Genomic DNA, 16091 nt, shown 5'->3' with positions numbered 1-16091 from the left:
ATATGAAATTAGGAGTATTTTCTCTGAGTTTAAGTGTTAAAGACCTTCAAAAGTCTAAAGATTTTTATGAAAAGTTAGGTTTTAGTTCCATGGGGGGAAATATGGACCAGAATTATCTTATCATGAAAAATGGAAATACCTTGATTGGTCTGTTTCAGGCTATGTTCGATGGGAATATGCTTACTTTTAATCCTGGTTGGGACGAAAATGCTCAGAATCTGGAGTCTTTCGATGATGTGCGCGATATTCAGAAACATCTTAAAGAAAATAATGTCCAACTAGAAAAGGATGCTGATGAATCTACTTCCGGACCTGAATATATAACACTTAAAGATCCTGATGGGAATATGATTTTAATTGATCAACACAGATAAAAAAGCAATATGAAGATTTTAAAATGGATCATGATTGCGCTGGCTGCGATACTTATCGTATGGCTGGCGGTTGCCGCATTAATTTCCGGTGACTTCAAATATGAGAAATCGATTACAATTAATGCTCCTGTGGAAAAAATTTGGCAAAATACCAGTACTTTAAAAGCAATGGATCAATGGAGTCCGTGGAATCAACTGGATACAGGAATGAAAAAGGATTGGTCCGGAACAACTGGTCAGGCAGGTGAAAAAATGTGCTGGAGCAGCAACAATGAAAAAGCGGGAAAAGGATGTCAGGAGATCAAAAAAGTAGATCGTATCAATAAAAGAATAGATACGTCGATTAGGTTTATGACGCCTTATGACAGTGAGGCAGATACCTATGTTGTAGTAGTTGCTGATGGAAGTGGAAGTAAAGTGACGTGGGGTTTTACGTCGCAAATTCCTTATCCTTTTACGGTTATGAAATTGTTTATGAATATGGATGACGCTATTGGAAAAGATTATGACAAAGGACTCTTGAAGTTAAAAGAACTTTCGGAAAAACCTTAATGCGTACAAATTAAACTAACTAAACTTTAAAAAATTATGGCATCATTAAACGTTTATCTTACATTCAATGGAAACTGCAGAGAAGCATTTGATTTTTACAAATCAGTTTTTGGCGGCGAATATCCTTATATAGGAACTTTCGGAGAAATGCCTCCAATGGAAGGAAAAGAAACTCCTGAAGCTGACAAAGATAAAATTATGCATGTCTCCCTTCCGATTTCTAAAGAAACAGTACTGATGGGAAGTGATACGGGTGAAGACTGGGCTTCTCAGTTTAAAGAAGGAAACAATATTTCAATTTCTATTAATGCGGAATCAAAAGATGAGGCAACAAAACTGTTCAACGGACTGTCAGCAGGCGGCAATGTAACAATGGCTTTGGCAGATACTTTCTGGGGAGCTTACTTTGGAATGTTCACGGATAAATTTGGCATCAATTGGATGGTCAATTATGATGATCCGGCTAAAGCTCAGGCTCATCCGTAATATTCATATTTTGTATACGAAATATAGTTAAATATAACCGGCAGGATATCCCGCCGGTTTTCATTTTATTATACATTTGCACTCCTGATTTTTTTAATGTAAATAGGATTGATTTTTAGAAAGTAAAATTTGAAATTCTTATTTTAGTAAAATAATAAAACTACATGATGAAATTTACGATCGATGAAATTAAAGCAGAGCACCAAAAAGTAAAAAGTGGTGCCGATTTTCCCCGCTACATCCAGGCAATTAAAGAAAAAGGAGTTTCTCATTATACGACATATGTTTCCGATGGAAATACTCAATATTTTGATAACGAGAATCAATCAGCTGAAACGGGAGGTAAATATAATACTTTGTCTATTTCTGAAACTTTAAATCTGGATCATTTTAAAACAAGATTGAAACTGCATCAGAAGGGAGGAACAGATTACCCTACTTTTTGTCAGGATTGCGCTGAGAGTGGAATTGAGGGTTGGGAAATGGATTTAAATGAAATGACTTGTACCTATTTTGACTATAAAAAGAACCATATTTTAGTAGAGCAAATACCCTCTCAATAGATTTAAATAATTAAAAAAAGCACACTTTATGATTTTAAAAATACTAACCATTGCATTGATTGTTATTGCAGTGTATATGGGTTGTAAACAAGGTCTGGCAATGGTCTCAGGAAAACCTGAAATGTTGCAGATGCTTGGGAAATTAGGAATGAATAGTACTGCAATTATGATTTTAGGGATCATTACCCTGATCAGTGCGGTGATGATCCTCATTCCACAGACCTTTGTATGGGGGAATTTTTTGATGGCTGGAACGATACTGCTTATTATGTGTCTTGAGCTTTTTCATGGGGATATTAAAGGAGCATTAATTGAACTTCCTTTCATTGCTTTGAATCTTGTTATTATTTACTTAAATTATCCATTTAAATTTTCATGAAAAAAATCTCTCTTTTGCTGCTCATATTTTCAATGTGTTCAGCTTGTGCACAAAAAAATGATTCTCAAAAAATAACTAAAACTCAACAACAGACAAAACAGACTATGGATACAACAAAGCTCAATGACACGGTGAAAAAAGCTTTCGACGCCTGGCAAAGTGGTGATGCAGAAACTTTTACTTCTTTCTTTACCGGTAATGCTCAATTATATGATGATGGGAATCCACGAGATTTTAAAAAATTTGTAAAAGATGCCTGCGGACATGAAAAATTTACCTCGATAGATAAGATTGAAAATGATGGTAAAACGATCTACGGTCAATTTCATACAGAGAGTTGGGGAGACTTTCGGACCTTTTTTAAATTTAATATCAATAGTGAAGGAAAGTTTGATAAACTGGAAATTGGTCAGGCAAATTAATAAAGAATAAACGAAGGAGATTAGTATGGAGATTATAAGGTCGGTAGCTCTGCTCATTTTTATTGTAGCAACAACACTTTCATTTGCTCAGAAAAGTGATTTGGGAGCCTGGTATATGTATTTTGGAAACAATAAAATTAATAAAAAATGGAACTGGCATAATGAAATTCAGTATCGTAATTTCGATGCAGGGGGAGATCTGGAACAGCTTCTGATACGGACAGGAATTGGGTATGACCTATCCGAAAATAATAACAATGTTTTATTAGGTTACGGATTTATTTTAAGCCAACCCTATGTAAATGGTGAGAAAAAGGAAAATATTGAACATAGGATTTTCCAGCAGTTTATAACAAAACAACAATTTGGAAGAATCTATCTTCAGCACCGTTACCGATTGGAAGAACGTTTTCTGCAAGATGACTTCAGAATGAGGTTTAGGTATTTTCTGGGACTTAATATTCCGATCAATAACAAAGAAATGCTGCCGAAAACATTTTATGCCTCAGTGTATAATGAGATATTTCTGAATTTCAATAGTCCGACTTTTGACAGAAACAGGGTATATGGAGCATTAGGATATGTCATCAATAAAAATTTAAGGATTGAAGCCGGATATATGAATCAGATTCAGGAAAATAAAAATCGGGGACAGGTTCAGATTGGATTTTATAACAATATACCATTCAATAAAAAGTAAAATAAATACAAAACACATATGCACTCAGGAAAAAGATTTGGAGCACGCGAATTTATAATTTGGACAAGACGAAGTATTTATGTTTTGGCCATTTTAGCAGCGATTCCTACAGTATTATATTATTGCGGGTTAAAATTTGTATCATTTCCCTGGCAGCCGATTGCTATTATGGGAACTGCGGTAGCGTTTATCGTAGGCTTTAAAAATAATGCCAGTTATAGCAGGCTTTGGGAAGCAAGACAGATCTATGGTTCCATTATTAATAACAGCCGAAGTTTTGGATATATTGTAAGAGATTCGTTTTCAGAAAAAAATTCCATCAGAGTAAAAGAAATTTTTTTACGTCATTATGCATGGCTGACGGCGCTTCGTTTTCAGCTTAGAGAGCCAAGAACCTGGGAGAATATGAATACCGTCCAGTATGATGAATATTCCAAGAAATATGATATTCCTGAAAGACTTGCTAAACTGGATGACGAATTGAAAAATTATCTTTCTGATCAGGAACTTCAATATATTTTAAGTAAAAAAATAGGGCCACGCAGTTGATGGCTTCTCAGAGCAAGGAATTATCAGAGGCTTATGCAAAAGGAGAGATCAATGATTTTCAATGGACACAAATCAATCAGCAATTGGTGAAGTTTACAGATGATCAGGGAAAAGCGGAAAGAATTAAGAACTTTCCCTATCCCAGGAATTTTTCCTCTATAACTACGTATTTGCTTTTATTATTCATTGTTTTTGTTCCTTTTGGATTATTAAAAGAATTTGATAAATTAGGGGAAGGAACGGTATTGGAAGGCTTTACCATATGGTTTAATATTCCGTTTTCACTTTTGGTAACCTGGTGCTTTCACACGTTGGATAGTGTAGGAGAAGCTTCTGTAAATCCGTTTGAAGGAAGTCCTAATGATGTTCCTATTACACAGATTAGCCGTACAATAGAAATTGATATGAGAGATATGCTGGATGAAACTGATCTCCCTTCACCTATTACTCCTAAGAACAATATTGTCCTTTAAAAAAATTATAAACACACATAAAGAAAAGAATTTATTTAGATTTCTAACTTAATATTAATACATAAAATCATAAATAAATGATTCACAATTACGTCATAATATCAATCGCAGTGTTGTTGTCTGTGATGATATTAGTAATGATCGGGCAGAAACTGAAAGTAGCTTATCCCATTTTCCTTGTTATAGCGGGTTTATTAATAAGCTTTATTCCGGGAATGCCCCACATTGAAATAGAACCAGACTTAGTTTTTCTTATTTTTCTGCCCCCAATTTTATTTGAGGCAGCATGGTTTACTTCATGGCAGGATTTCCATAAGTGGCGGAAACAGATTTTTTCTATGGCTTTCGGATTGGTATTCCTTACCTCCATAGTAGTCGCGTATCTCTCGTCATCTATTATTCCGGGGCTTACTGTGGCTATGGGGTTTTTGCTTGGGGGAGTGAATTCTCCACCTGATGCGGTTGCTGCAACATCCGTATTAAGAAATATGAAAATACCTAAGAAGATTACGAGTATTCTTGAAGGAGAGAGTCTGATTAATGATGCATCGAGTTTAATTGTATTTAAATTTGCCTTAGCAGCTGTAATTTCCGGACAGTTTATCTTCAGAGAGGCTGTACAGGACTTCTTTATTATGGCTATTGGTGGCATTGCAATTGGGATTGCCGTAGGTTTTCTGTTTGGAGCCTTACTTCGTTTGATCCCCTCAAACTCTAATATTGATACCATCATTACACTGATTGTCCCTTACATTATGTATGTGGGTGCAGAGCATTTTCATTTTTCCGGAGTACTATCTGTTGTCGCAGGAGGACTGCTGATGTCGTATAATTCACATTGTTATTTAAGCCATACTTCAAGGATTCAGTCAGGGAATGTATGGAGTGTTCTGATATTTTTAATGAATACGATTATTTTTATCCTTATCGGACTTGAATTACCTATTGTTATTGCTGCGATGAAAGAATATACCATTTCCGAAGGTATTTTTTACAGCGTTGTGATTGGCGGGGCAATTATTTTAACAAGAATTGCATACAGCTATGCATTAATGTATTTTCCAAGGCTTTGCTCAAAAGAATTAAGGCTGAAAGTTCCCAGACCGGATTGGCGGGAACCTTTTATCATCAGTTTTGCTGCTATGAGGGGAGTGGTTTCCTTAGCTGCCGCATTATCTATACCGGCATTTTTGCCAAATGGAGATGCATTTCCTCACAGGAATATTATATTATTCGTAACTTTTGTCATTATTTTAATTACTTTGGTTGGTCAGGGGCTGTTATTATCTCCTATTTTGAAGTTATTGAAAATAAGTGATGCAGGAAGTGAGATCCCTGAAGAAAAGCAGGAAGTTATTTTAATGAGAAAGTTAAAAGAAACAGCTTTGCATAAATTGGATACAGATTTCTCAGAACTGGCAGAAAAGAACAGCCTGGTACGCCATCAAAAACATAAATTGGAAAATGAAATGATGATGATGGCTGATAAAGCACAATGCATGGCGTCGACAGGGGATTATGTTTCAGCAATGAATGAAAATAAAGATGTGTTAAGACAGGTCATTCAGGCACAAAGAAACGAACTTCACCGGATGAAACGGGAGAAGATCTTTGATGATCACGTCATGAGAACGATAGAAATGCAGCTGGATTTTGATGAAGCAAAAATTACCGGATTTACCCATGGGTAGATTGATAACTTACTAAAAAGAAGAACATGAGAACACCTATTATTGTTCAGCAAAAAATGGATGCTTCAATTGATGAGGTTTGGAGTGCATTGACTGATAGAGAGGAGATGAAATCATGGTATTTTGATATTTCTGATTTTGAAATGGAAATTGGGAAGCAATTTAATTTCTATGAACCGGGAGATGCTAAAAAATATCATCACCAGGGAATTGTTCTGGATTTTGTTGTCAATGAAAAACTAAAACATTCGTGGTCTTATCCCGATTTTTCTGATGCTGAAACGATCATTTCATGGGAACTTTATCCTGAAGATGAAGGGACGATCGTCAAATTAACCCATGAGAATGTTGATCATTTCAAAGACCTTGGCGAAGGATTTTCGAAAGAAGATTTTACTAAAGGTTGGAATGTAATTATCAGACAAAGTTTGAAATCATATGTGGAAAATAAATAACAAAAACGCAAAGACGCAGATCAGTGTCTTTGCGTTTTTAAGTATAAACTCAATGTTATGATAAAATATAATTCTCTGCGTCCCATACTTTGGACACAAAATATCGATGAAACCTTAAGTTTTTATATTCAGACTCTTGGCTTTACTTTAATGGCAAGAAATGATGAGTGGGAATGGGCGACGATTAATAAAGATGATGTACAGATCATGCTTTCAAAACCCAATGATCATGAAAAATTTAATGGAATCGGATTTACAGGTTCTTTTTATTTTAACATTGATAATGTAGATGGACTATGGGAAGAATTAAAAGACCAGGCTGAAATTTGCTATGAAATAGAGACCTTTGAATGGGGTATGCGGGAATTTGCCATTTATGATAACAATGGATATATATTACAATTTGGTCAGCCCGTGGATCAAATTAGTACAACGGAATAAAATTTGCTATTTTTGGGGAAATATTTAGAAATTCAATGAAAAAAAATATAATAGTTGGTTTTGCAGCGGTCTTAATGTTGGCGTCGTGTAACAATGATAAAAAAATGTTGAATAGTTTAAATGATTATAACAATTCAATGGAAAGTAAGGGATATCACTTTGGGGATAAACTTGAACTTCCTAAAGATGTTGCAGATAATGCTGAAAGTGTAACCATCAGTTTTGGAGATAAGGAAACTTCAAATTTAGTTGTAGATCCTAAATTTTTCACTTTAGGGGATAATGCAGTTACTTTTAATATTAAAACTAAAGGTGGGGAAACTTTGAACCAGGATGCAACGATCAATGTTTTTGCAAAAAATCCTGAGAAAAAGATTTCTTATAAAATTATTGCAGAGTATCCTCATAACCCGGCGAATTTCGTTCAGGGATTTCAGATAGAAGGGAACACCATTTATGAAAGTGACGGGCAGAACGGATCTTCACAAATCTTAAAATATACTTTAGGAACTACTACACCATTAGCTTCAACAAAACAGGCGCAGCAGGATTTCTCTGAAGGGAGTACCATTGTAGGAGATAAAGTATACCAGCTAACATGGCAAAGCAAAAAAGGGTACATCTATGATAAGAGTTCTTTGAAGCTTTTATCGGAATTTGCATATCCTAATGTCCTTGGTGAAGGATGGGGATTAACGTATGATGGACAAAATCTGATCGCTTCAGATGGAAGTAAACTATTGTATTTCCTTGATCCTAAAGATCCTTCAAAACTAGTTAAATACATTGCTGTAGCAGGGAGTTCTCAGGCTTATGATCAGCTGAATGAATTAGAATACCATAATGGTTTTATCTACGCAAACGTTTGGCAAAAACCGATTATCCTGAAAATTAATCCAGCGAATGGAGAGGTAGTGGGAATGTTTGATTTCACAGATATTGCTAAACAAAATACTAAAGGAAGTGATGACGTATTAAATGGAATTGCTTTCAAAGGAGAAAACATGCTGGTAACAGGTAAAAACTGGTCGAAAATTTATGAAGTTGTTATTCAATAATTAAGGCAATTTCTTTTAAAATAAAGTATTAAATTGGTAGCGTTCCTCAGGGACGCTATCTTAGTAAACGAACATTGAAATTATTACCTTTCATATTTGCTTTTATTTTCTGCTCATATTCTGCGCAGAAAGCTGTGGCATTGGATACTTTAAAATTAAAAGAAGCTAAAGATTTCTTTGCTGATGATTATGGAAATCTATACATCTATAAGAATAAAGACTTTAGTCTCACCAAGTATGATTCCCTGGGAAAGCAAATTGGAAAAATGATGCTTACGGTACCATTTAAAATTCAGGGCGTTCAAAACCCTTTAACTGTTCCGTTGTTTTCAGAAAATGCCCAGGAATTGAAATTTGTAGATCAAAACCTTAATGAGATCCAAAGAATAGATTTCAAGCAGAAATTTGCTTTTATTAAAATAGCTTACGCGGAGGATCTTCAGCAAATATGGTTATTGGATGAAAGTTCAAAACGCCTTATCCAATATAATTTCAGAAATGATACAACCATAAATTCGTATCCTTTTGATGCCAGTTTTGATGATTTAATGGATCTTTTGGTGTATGAAAATAAGGTTTATATACTGACAAGAAAGCACTTCAGGATTTACAGCCTGAAATTTGAAAAGCTGGTGGAGATTCCAATAGAAAATGGAAAACGTTTCAGACGGGAGAATGAATTTATTTTAATGATGACCAACAGCTCGATCCTAAAGTATATCCCTGAAAAAGGTTTAGTGAAAATTTTTGAAGACCCTGATGCACAAATTGTGGATAAAAATACCCTTGCTTATTTTGAAATCAAAGCGAACAACCTTTATCTTTACAGCCTTGAAAAAATTAAACAAGCTAAGCAGTTAGAAGAGCCTAAGTCGGAACCCGAAAATAATGAAAAACCTGTCGAAAAACCAGTTGAATCGACAGATAAATCATTAGAAAAAGCTCAGGATAAGTTTATTAAAGATCAAAATGTAGAGAAACCTGCAGAAGATACTCTGAAAAAACTTATTGAAGAGACATCAGAAGTTCAATCTGTTGGCATTTAATGATTTCATCGATATCAATAAACATAAGGGAAAATAGAATATGCACATTGCGGTTACAGGAAATATCGGAGCAGGAAAAACGACATTAACGACGATGCTTTCTAAGCATTATGGATGGGATGCACAATTTGAAGATGTAGATCACAATCCTTACTTAGAAGACTTTTATGCGGACATGAGCAAATGGAGTTTTGCTTTACAGATCTACTTTTTAGGGAGCAGATTTCGTCAGGTAAAAGAAATAAGAGAAAGTGGGAAAAATATTATTCAGGATCGTACCATTTATGAAGATGCTCACATTTTTGCTGAAAACTTAAATGATATGCATTTGCTTTCTGACAGGGATTTTAAGAATTATCAGGATGTTTTTAATTTGATGAAATCTTTTGTTTCAGCGCCGGACTTATTGATCTATTTAAAATCTGATGTACCTAATCTGGTAAAAAAGATCTACAAAAGAGGAAGAGAGTATGAAGCTTCGATCAGTATTGAATATCTTTCAAAATTAAATCAGAAATATGAAAAATGGATTTCCAACTATACGGAAGGAAAGCTGTTGGTAATTGAAGTGGATGATCTGGACTTTGTGGAAAAACCGGAAGATTTTGGATTTATTCTGGAGAAAATTGAGGCTGAACTGAATGGTTTGTTTTAATTAACATTTATTTATTATCTCTTAAGATTTTTGTAACTCGATTTCTTTTTAAATTTGTTATAAGACAAGTTTAATTTTTTAATGTAATTAAATATGTTAGTAAAGGTTTTACATAATGGAAGTTGTTCAAAATCAAATGCTGTTTTAGAGTATTTGGACGAGAATGGGGTGCCATTTGAGATTATTAATATAGTAGAAGACCCACTAAGTATTTTAGAATTAAAAACAGTTTTAAAGAAACTGAATCAAAGTGTTTTTCATCTGATCAGAAAGACTGAAAAATTATATCTTGATCAGTTTGCAGCTAAGAATTATTCAGAAGAAGAATGGCTGGAGATCTTATCTAAAAACCCCTCACTGATACAAAGACCTATTCTGATAAAAGGCTCTGTAGCTATGTTGGGAAGACCAATTGAAAATGTAAAGTTTTTTATTGAAAAATAAATTCAAACAATGATATACAATAAAAGTCAGCTTTAGGCTGACTTTTTATTTTTATAAAAGAATTACTCCCTCTATTTTTCCAACTTCTTTATAAATGTGAACGACCTGATCGGCATCTAAGACAAAAGCATTGATATTGCAGGCTGTATATTTCCCATTTTTACTTTCTCTGTTTCCAAGTGTAAACTTAATTCCATCAAAAACTCTATATATTTCTGTAAGTTTTGCCTGATCTGTGGGAATAATAAATTTAAATAAATAATCTTCCGGAAAGTCGTGATGACCTTCTAATTTTTCCCTTAAAGAATCATAAAAATCCTCTGGACTTGCGTGTTGATTTCCTTGAATGATATCCATCTAACAATTTTAAATTATATATAAATTTAACGAAATTTTTTCTATTTTCCAAGTGGTCCTAAAAGGGTCTTGGAGTTCTTTATTTCGTAATCTTCAATGATATTAAATAAACCATTTACCAATTGCTCTGAAGCTAATTGACTTAAGCCTCCCGCATTAACGGTATTGTTATTTCCTCCTAATAAATTTCCTAAAAAATTACTTCCAGCCAATGCAGTATTAATAGTTTTAACAATTCCATATCGGTTTAACTGTTCGTCCACTTTAGGAGCAATGGCAGCTACTAACTGATCGGAAGTTTTTTCCTTCAGGATTAAGGTTGCTGTTCCCTTTTCTCCCTGGATAATTCTTGTTACATCCTGTGCATTTAAACTGTTAACTGCATTTTGAAGAATTGGCTTTGAAATATTCACGGTATAAGCAGCTGCCTCTGCAACATATTCCCTTTCTTTGGCTACCAGTGAAGGAGATATTTTCTCCAGCATCGTGTTGATATCTCTTAGCTCTTTAGGTAACGCTTTATCAACCATATTATTTTGCAGGAAAGCATCTTTATTGCCATAAACAGTCATTCCCTTGTCAATTCCGTTCAATAAAAACTTTTTGATAATGGATAATCCCAAATCAGTAGTCGCAAGACTGGTGCATGATTGTACAGAAGTAGTAATTACTGCAGCTGTTCCTGCTATTAAAGCTATTGCTAAAATGTATTTTTTCATTGATTTTTATTAATGGTAGTATTTTCAAATAGTACGCCAAAGGTAAAGAGGAAAATCTGTTTAACAAAATATTAAATTAATGTTCGTGTTTTGGGGAGTTATTCTCTAGAAACCCTTTAAAATTCATTATAAATTTAATGTTAAACTAAATTTATTTTTATTGATAATACGTTAAAAAATAAACTTTTCACACATGCAACATGGAGTATTAAGCTAATTTTAGAATTATTACGATATTTTAAGAATAGTTCATATATTTTATAATTTTGGTTAATGTCTTTTTTTGAGAAATAGAATATTTATTTAATTAAAGACAGCTTGATGGTTTAAAAACCTGTCTCGAAATTTGATTGTACGAAATAAAATTGAACTATATGAAACAAAGTGATTTAAAGTATTCATCACTCGTTGCTGTTTTATACTTTGGTATGAACGTCAATGCACAGGTGACACCTAAGGATACTGTTACCAAAGAACAGAAGATCGAAGAGGTGGTTATGATTGGATATGGAAGCCGTAAGAAGGTTGATAATACAACTTCTATCAGTTCTATAAGCGCGGAGGAAGTAACAAGAACGAAAGTTTTAAATGCTTCGCAAGCTATTCAAGGAAAAGCAGCAGGGGTACAAGTAACAGCTTCTGATATGCCAGGATCAACTCCAACAGTTACAATTAGAGGTCTCGGGACTGTACTAGGAGGACGAACACCATTATATGTTGTAGATGGTATGTTTACTGATAATATTAATAATATTAATTCAAATGATATTTTAACCTATGATGTTCTAAAAGATGCAACAGCATTGGCGATTTATGGTAATAGAGCTGCAAACGGTGTTATTATTATCACTACAAAAAGTGGTAAAGGAAAGTTAAGTGTATCTTATGATGGGTTAATTGGAATAAGAAACCCACTAAAGAAAGTTAAAATGGCTAATGCTTCCCAGTTTGCAAATTATAATAATGCAGGAGTCGGGAGTGTTAATTTAAATCCTAATCAACCGTATAATACAAATTGGTTCGACGAGATCACAAGGACTGGTGTATACAATCAGCATAATGTTTCAATTTCCGGATCGACTGAGGCAGTGAAATATTTTCTGAGTTTTAGTAATTATGATGAACAATCAATTCTTAATGGAACAAATTATAATAGAAATACTGTAAGGTTAAATAACGAATATAAAATTGCTAAAGGCATTCGCTTATCTCAAAATTTAAGTGTCACTTTTACAAATGATACTCCGAAATCGTTGGGAGCATTTACATCAGCTTATAAACAATCTCCTCTTGTTCCTGTTTATTATCCTAGTGGGCAATATGGGCAACCAATATATGATAACAATGGAAATATAAGTTATACTGGAGGGAGGTTTAATAATGTATCAAATCCAGTTATGCAATTAGCTTATGATGATCAAAGAGGCAAAAACTTTTTATTACAGGGAGGACTAAAATTGGATATTGACATTGTCAAAGATTTAAAATTCACATCTCAATTTAATGGAGAATATAATAATTACAAGTATTATAACTTTGTTAATTCTAAATCTTTATGGTTAGCTAATGATCCTACAAGACTTGAGAGTCAATATCAGTCTACTTCGCCCACTACCAGATTGACGAACAAAAATCAAAATTATTACAATTGGTTATTAAGTAACTATTTAACATACACTAAAAAGACCGGTAATCATGATATAGAAGTGGTTGCTGGAACGGAAGCGTCTGTGAAAAATGGTATTGAATCCCTAATCATCAATAGACAAAATGTACCTGTTTCTCAAGATTATTGGAATCTTTCGGGAACAGATTATTATAATTACTTGTACAGTGATGCGACTACTAAAGCTATTGAATCTGTAAAATATAACAGGAATACAACGATTTCATATTTTGGTAGAGTACAATACAAGTTTATGAATCGTTATTTATTAAGTGGTACTATAAGACGTGATGGTTCTTCTCAATTTGCTGATGGGCACAAATGGGGAACATTTCCTTCATTAGGAGCGGGATGGATTATTTCTGAAGAGGACTTTTTGAAAGGCGGATTTTTTAATACTTTAAAAATAAGAGGAGGTTGGGGTAAAATTGGTAACCAAAATGTTCCCCTTAACTATTTACCATTATTATCTGGTGCTGCTTACAATTATGGATTTGGTAATTCTCCGGTAAGTAACGGTATTACTGTGAATAAAAGTTATGATCCAAATTTAGGATGGGAAGTGACAGAAGAATCTTCAGCAGGATTGGATTTTGGAATTTTAAATAATAGATTAACAGGATCTTTTGATGTTTATAACAGAAAGACTAAAAATATTATTCTAGCAGTTACTCCTTATTTAGGGACTGGAATTTCGGAAGTGAATTATTCGCACATGGGAAGTGTTGTAAATAAAGGAGCTGAGGTCGGTTTGAATTGGTCTGATAAAGTAGGTGAAGACTTTTCCTACTCCGTTGGCGCTAATTATTCATTTAATAAAAATAGGTTGACAAGTATAGATGCTTCAAAACCTATTTCTCAGATTAACGGAGGAAGTTTAGGGAATGGAGAATGGACAAAATTATTTGATGCATCTTCAGTAGGGCATGCTTTAGGAAGTTTCTATTTATGGGATTTTGATGGATATGATTCCAATGGAAACATGAAGTTTAAAGATTTAAATGGTAATGGGGTAACAGGTAAAGCAGACGCTGGAGATAGACGTTACTTTGACTCATATATTCCAAAATCTACATTAGGTATTAATGTTTCAATGGCTTATAAGAATTGGGATTTTGCAATAAATGGGTATGGAGCATTTGGTTTTAAAGTATATAATGGAAAAAAAGCTCAAAGAATCAATGGAGAAAACATAGAGTCTTCTGTAGCAGATAACTATTGGACACCATCTAACACAGGAGCTGCGAATCCAGCGCCAACGACCGCTATACCAATTGCTTCGTCATTCTTTTTAGAAAGTGGTGATTATTTTAGAATCAATAACATATCAGTAGGATATACATTTAAAAATATCACTGATTATGTGAAATCAATTAAATTATATGTAAGCGCAATTAATCCTTTTGTATTCCAAAAGTATTCGGGTTATTCGTCTGAGTTATCAGGCTATAATCCCACAGATGCTGCTGTAGAGGGAGATCCATACAAGCTAACAGGTGTTGAACTGGATACTTACCCTAGCTTAAGATCTTTCGTATTTGGAGTAAACTTAAATTTTTAAAAAAATGAATAAGAAATATATTATAGCAGCTGCTATATTGTTTTTTGGAGCTATAAATCAAAGTTGTAGTAATGATTTTATTGATGTGTCTCCATCGGAAAATATTCCAGAATCAAATTTGGAAATATATAATAATAATGATGGAGCAAATCAATTTGTTACTGCAATTTATGCTAAGTTCTTGGATTGGAATATGAGTACATTTGCTTGGATTGGAGTAACTTCTATTGTTTCAGATGATGCGGATAAAGGCTCTAGCCCTGGAGATGCAGGATCAGATAAAGATATTTTAGACGCTTTAAATTTCACTCCATCGACCCCTTCTTTTAAAGAATTATTCGCTTCAAATTACCAAGGAATTAATAGAGCTAATCAAGCTTTAAAATATATTCCTCAGCTAAATAAGGCAGATTCAGAATTAAGAAAAAGATTGATTGGAGAAGCTAAGTTTTTGCGCGCATTTATGTATTTTACTTTGGTAAAATCATTTGGTGGTGTTCCTTTAGTTGATCATGTTCCTGTTTCTGGAGATGAGGAAGATAAAAAGATGACTCTTACAAGAAAAAGTAAAGAAGAAATTTATGCTTTTATTGAACAGGATTTAAAAGATGCAATTACAGCACTTCCAGATAAGTCGAGCTATACAGGAGCTAATGTAGGAAGAGCTTCTGTTGGTGCTGCACATGCATTATTGGCTAAAGTGTATTTATACCAGAAAAAATGGCAGTTAGCAATAGAACAAACAAACTTGGTTACTGGTTATTCTCTTACTCCTAATTTTATTGATATTTATAAAGTGTCTGGAGAAAATAATGGAGAATCTATTTTTGAAATTCAAGGTAGTGGAGGAACTTCTGGGAAAGCTATTCAGCAATATAGTCAGGTCCAAGGAGCAAGAGGTACTACTGGTTGGGGTTGGGGATTTGCAACTCCTACTCAAGGATTATACGATGCTTATTCGACAACAGATACAAGAAGAGATGCAACAATAATCCATAAGGATATGACCTTATATGATGGGTATCACGTAGGACCTAATGTGGAAAATAAATTTTACAATTATAAAGCGTACTCATCTAATTATAGAGATCAGGCATCTACAGATACAAATATTCGTTATTTAAGATATGCCGAAATTCTTTTAATTAAAGCAGAGGCGATGAATGAATTGGGGCAGACTTCTGCAGCTATTCCATTTTTAAACCAAGTGAGAACAAGAGCTAGTGTTGCAAATACGACAGCAAGTTCTCAAGCAGATGTAAGGAATGCAATCTGGAAAGAAAGAAGATTGGAACTAGCTTTCGAACACGACAGATGGTTTGATCTTGTAAGAACAGGTCAGGCACAAGCAGCTATGGCTGCAGATGGTGGGAAGGTATTCCAAATTGGAAAACATGAGGTATTTCCTTTGCCTCAAGAGTTTATTAGTGAGTCTGGAGGTTTGTCGGCTCAAAACCCAGGTTATTAATCTATAATCATATAAAATAGCCAAAGTTCAGC

At 33.9% G+C, this 16091-nt stretch carries 20 protein-coding genes; 18 read left to right on the top strand and 2 right to left on the bottom strand.

From position 1 onward, the window contains the following. Window positions 1–2: 2 nt before the first annotated feature. The 16 genes from CEY12_RS07030 to CEY12_RS06960 all read left to right on the top strand — a co-directional run bounded on the left by CEY12_RS07030 (window position 3) and on the right by CEY12_RS06960 (window position 10288). Window positions 3–374 carry a VOC family protein gene (locus tag CEY12_RS07030; protein ID WP_089027016.1) on the top strand — a complete coding sequence of 124 codons (372 nt, stop codon included), beginning with the start codon at window positions 3–5 and terminating at the stop codon, window positions 372–374. Between the two features lie 9 nt (window positions 375–383). Next, window positions 384–926 (top strand): SRPBCC family protein, encoded by a 543-nt coding sequence (locus tag CEY12_RS07025; protein WP_089027015.1) that lies wholly within the window; start codon window positions 384–386, stop codon window positions 924–926. A 36-nt stretch (window positions 927–962) separates the two neighbouring features. Next, window positions 963–1412: a VOC family protein gene (locus CEY12_RS07020; RefSeq protein WP_089027014.1), complete on the top strand. Its 450-nt coding sequence runs from the start codon at window positions 963–965 to the stop codon at window positions 1410–1412. Between the two features lie 164 nt (window positions 1413–1576). Then, window positions 1577–1975 carry a DUF1398 domain-containing protein gene (locus tag CEY12_RS07015; RefSeq protein WP_228409811.1) on the top strand — a complete coding sequence of 133 codons (399 nt, stop codon included), beginning with the start codon at window positions 1577–1579 and terminating at the stop codon, window positions 1973–1975. 28 nt (window positions 1976–2003) lie between these two features. Then, window positions 2004–2354, top strand: a complete 351-nt coding sequence (locus CEY12_RS07010; protein ID WP_089027013.1) for a DoxX family protein — start codon at window positions 2004–2006, stop codon at window positions 2352–2354. Then, window positions 2351–2776 (top strand): hypothetical protein, encoded by a 426-nt coding sequence (locus tag CEY12_RS07005; RefSeq protein WP_228409810.1) that lies wholly within the window; start codon window positions 2351–2353, stop codon window positions 2774–2776. Before CEY12_RS07010 ends, CEY12_RS07005 begins: the two co-directional genes overlap by 4 nt. Window positions 2777–2801: 25 nt before the next feature. Next, entirely contained in the window at window positions 2802–3476 is a 675-nt protein-coding gene (locus CEY12_RS07000) for a DUF2490 domain-containing protein (RefSeq protein WP_089027012.1), read from the top strand. An 18-nt stretch (window positions 3477–3494) separates the two neighbouring features. After that, window positions 3495–4025, top strand: a complete 531-nt coding sequence (locus CEY12_RS22735) for a bestrophin family ion channel (protein ID WP_262484962.1) — start codon at window positions 3495–3497, stop codon at window positions 4023–4025. After that, complete coding sequence (locus tag CEY12_RS22730; RefSeq protein ID WP_262484961.1) at window positions 4025–4498, top strand: bestrophin family ion channel; 474 nt, start codon at window positions 4025–4027, stop codon at window positions 4496–4498. Before CEY12_RS22735 ends, CEY12_RS22730 begins: the two co-directional genes overlap by 1 nt. A gap of 77 nt (window positions 4499–4575) precedes the next feature. Next, window positions 4576–6189, top strand: a complete 1614-nt coding sequence (locus CEY12_RS06990; protein ID WP_089027011.1) for a Na+/H+ antiporter — start codon at window positions 4576–4578, stop codon at window positions 6187–6189. A 26-nt stretch (window positions 6190–6215) separates the two neighbouring features. After that, window positions 6216–6644, top strand: a complete 429-nt coding sequence (locus CEY12_RS06985; protein ID WP_089027010.1) for an SRPBCC family protein — start codon at window positions 6216–6218, stop codon at window positions 6642–6644. 57 nt (window positions 6645–6701) lie between these two features. Continuing rightward, window positions 6702–7085 carry a bleomycin resistance protein gene (locus CEY12_RS06980; protein WP_089027009.1) on the top strand — a complete coding sequence of 128 codons (384 nt, stop codon included), beginning with the start codon at window positions 6702–6704 and terminating at the stop codon, window positions 7083–7085. Between the two features lie 35 nt (window positions 7086–7120). Next, a complete protein-coding gene (locus CEY12_RS06975; protein WP_089027008.1) occupies window positions 7121–8143 on the top strand; it encodes a glutaminyl-peptide cyclotransferase in 1023 nt (340 codons plus the stop codon). A 74-nt stretch (window positions 8144–8217) separates the two neighbouring features. Beyond that, window positions 8218–9189 carry a hypothetical protein gene (locus tag CEY12_RS06970; protein WP_089027007.1) on the top strand — a complete coding sequence of 324 codons (972 nt, stop codon included), beginning with the start codon at window positions 8218–8220 and terminating at the stop codon, window positions 9187–9189. A 40-nt stretch (window positions 9190–9229) separates the two neighbouring features. Then, on the top strand, window positions 9230–9844 hold the full coding sequence (locus tag CEY12_RS06965; protein WP_089027006.1) for a deoxynucleoside kinase: 615 nt from the start codon (window positions 9230–9232) through the stop codon (window positions 9842–9844). 93 nt (window positions 9845–9937) lie between these two features. Continuing rightward, complete coding sequence (locus CEY12_RS06960) at window positions 9938–10288, top strand: ArsC/Spx/MgsR family protein (RefSeq protein ID WP_089027005.1); 351 nt, start codon at window positions 9938–9940, stop codon at window positions 10286–10288. A 51-nt stretch (window positions 10289–10339) separates the two neighbouring features. Here CEY12_RS06960 and CEY12_RS06955 read toward each other — a convergent pair whose 3' ends face one another. Beyond that, window positions 10340–10645 (bottom strand): DUF493 family protein, encoded by a 306-nt coding sequence (locus CEY12_RS06955; protein ID WP_089027004.1) that lies wholly within the window; start codon window positions 10643–10645, stop codon window positions 10340–10342. Between the two features lie 41 nt (window positions 10646–10686). After that, complete coding sequence (locus tag CEY12_RS06950; protein ID WP_089027003.1) at window positions 10687–11364, bottom strand: DUF4197 family protein; 678 nt, start codon at window positions 11362–11364, stop codon at window positions 10687–10689. 374 nt (window positions 11365–11738) lie between these two features. Here CEY12_RS06950 and CEY12_RS06945 point away from each other — a divergent pair, with 374 nt between their 5' ends. Together CEY12_RS06945 and CEY12_RS06940 are read left to right on the top strand one after the other, a co-directional pair. Then, window positions 11739–14591 carry a SusC/RagA family TonB-linked outer membrane protein gene (locus tag CEY12_RS06945; protein ID WP_089027002.1) on the top strand — a complete coding sequence of 951 codons (2853 nt, stop codon included), beginning with the start codon at window positions 11739–11741 and terminating at the stop codon, window positions 14589–14591. A gap of 4 nt (window positions 14592–14595) precedes the next feature. After that, window positions 14596–16059 carry a RagB/SusD family nutrient uptake outer membrane protein gene (locus tag CEY12_RS06940; RefSeq protein WP_089027001.1) on the top strand — a complete coding sequence of 488 codons (1464 nt, stop codon included), beginning with the start codon at window positions 14596–14598 and terminating at the stop codon, window positions 16057–16059. The last annotated feature ends 32 nt before the right edge of the window (window positions 16060–16091 follow it).

Origin of the sequence: Chryseobacterium sp. T16E-39, assembly GCF_002216065.1 — a bacterium.
Taxonomy (GTDB): Bacteria; Bacteroidota; Bacteroidia; order Flavobacteriales; family Weeksellaceae; genus Chryseobacterium.
This window is presented reverse-complemented; position numbering and strand designations above follow the sequence as displayed.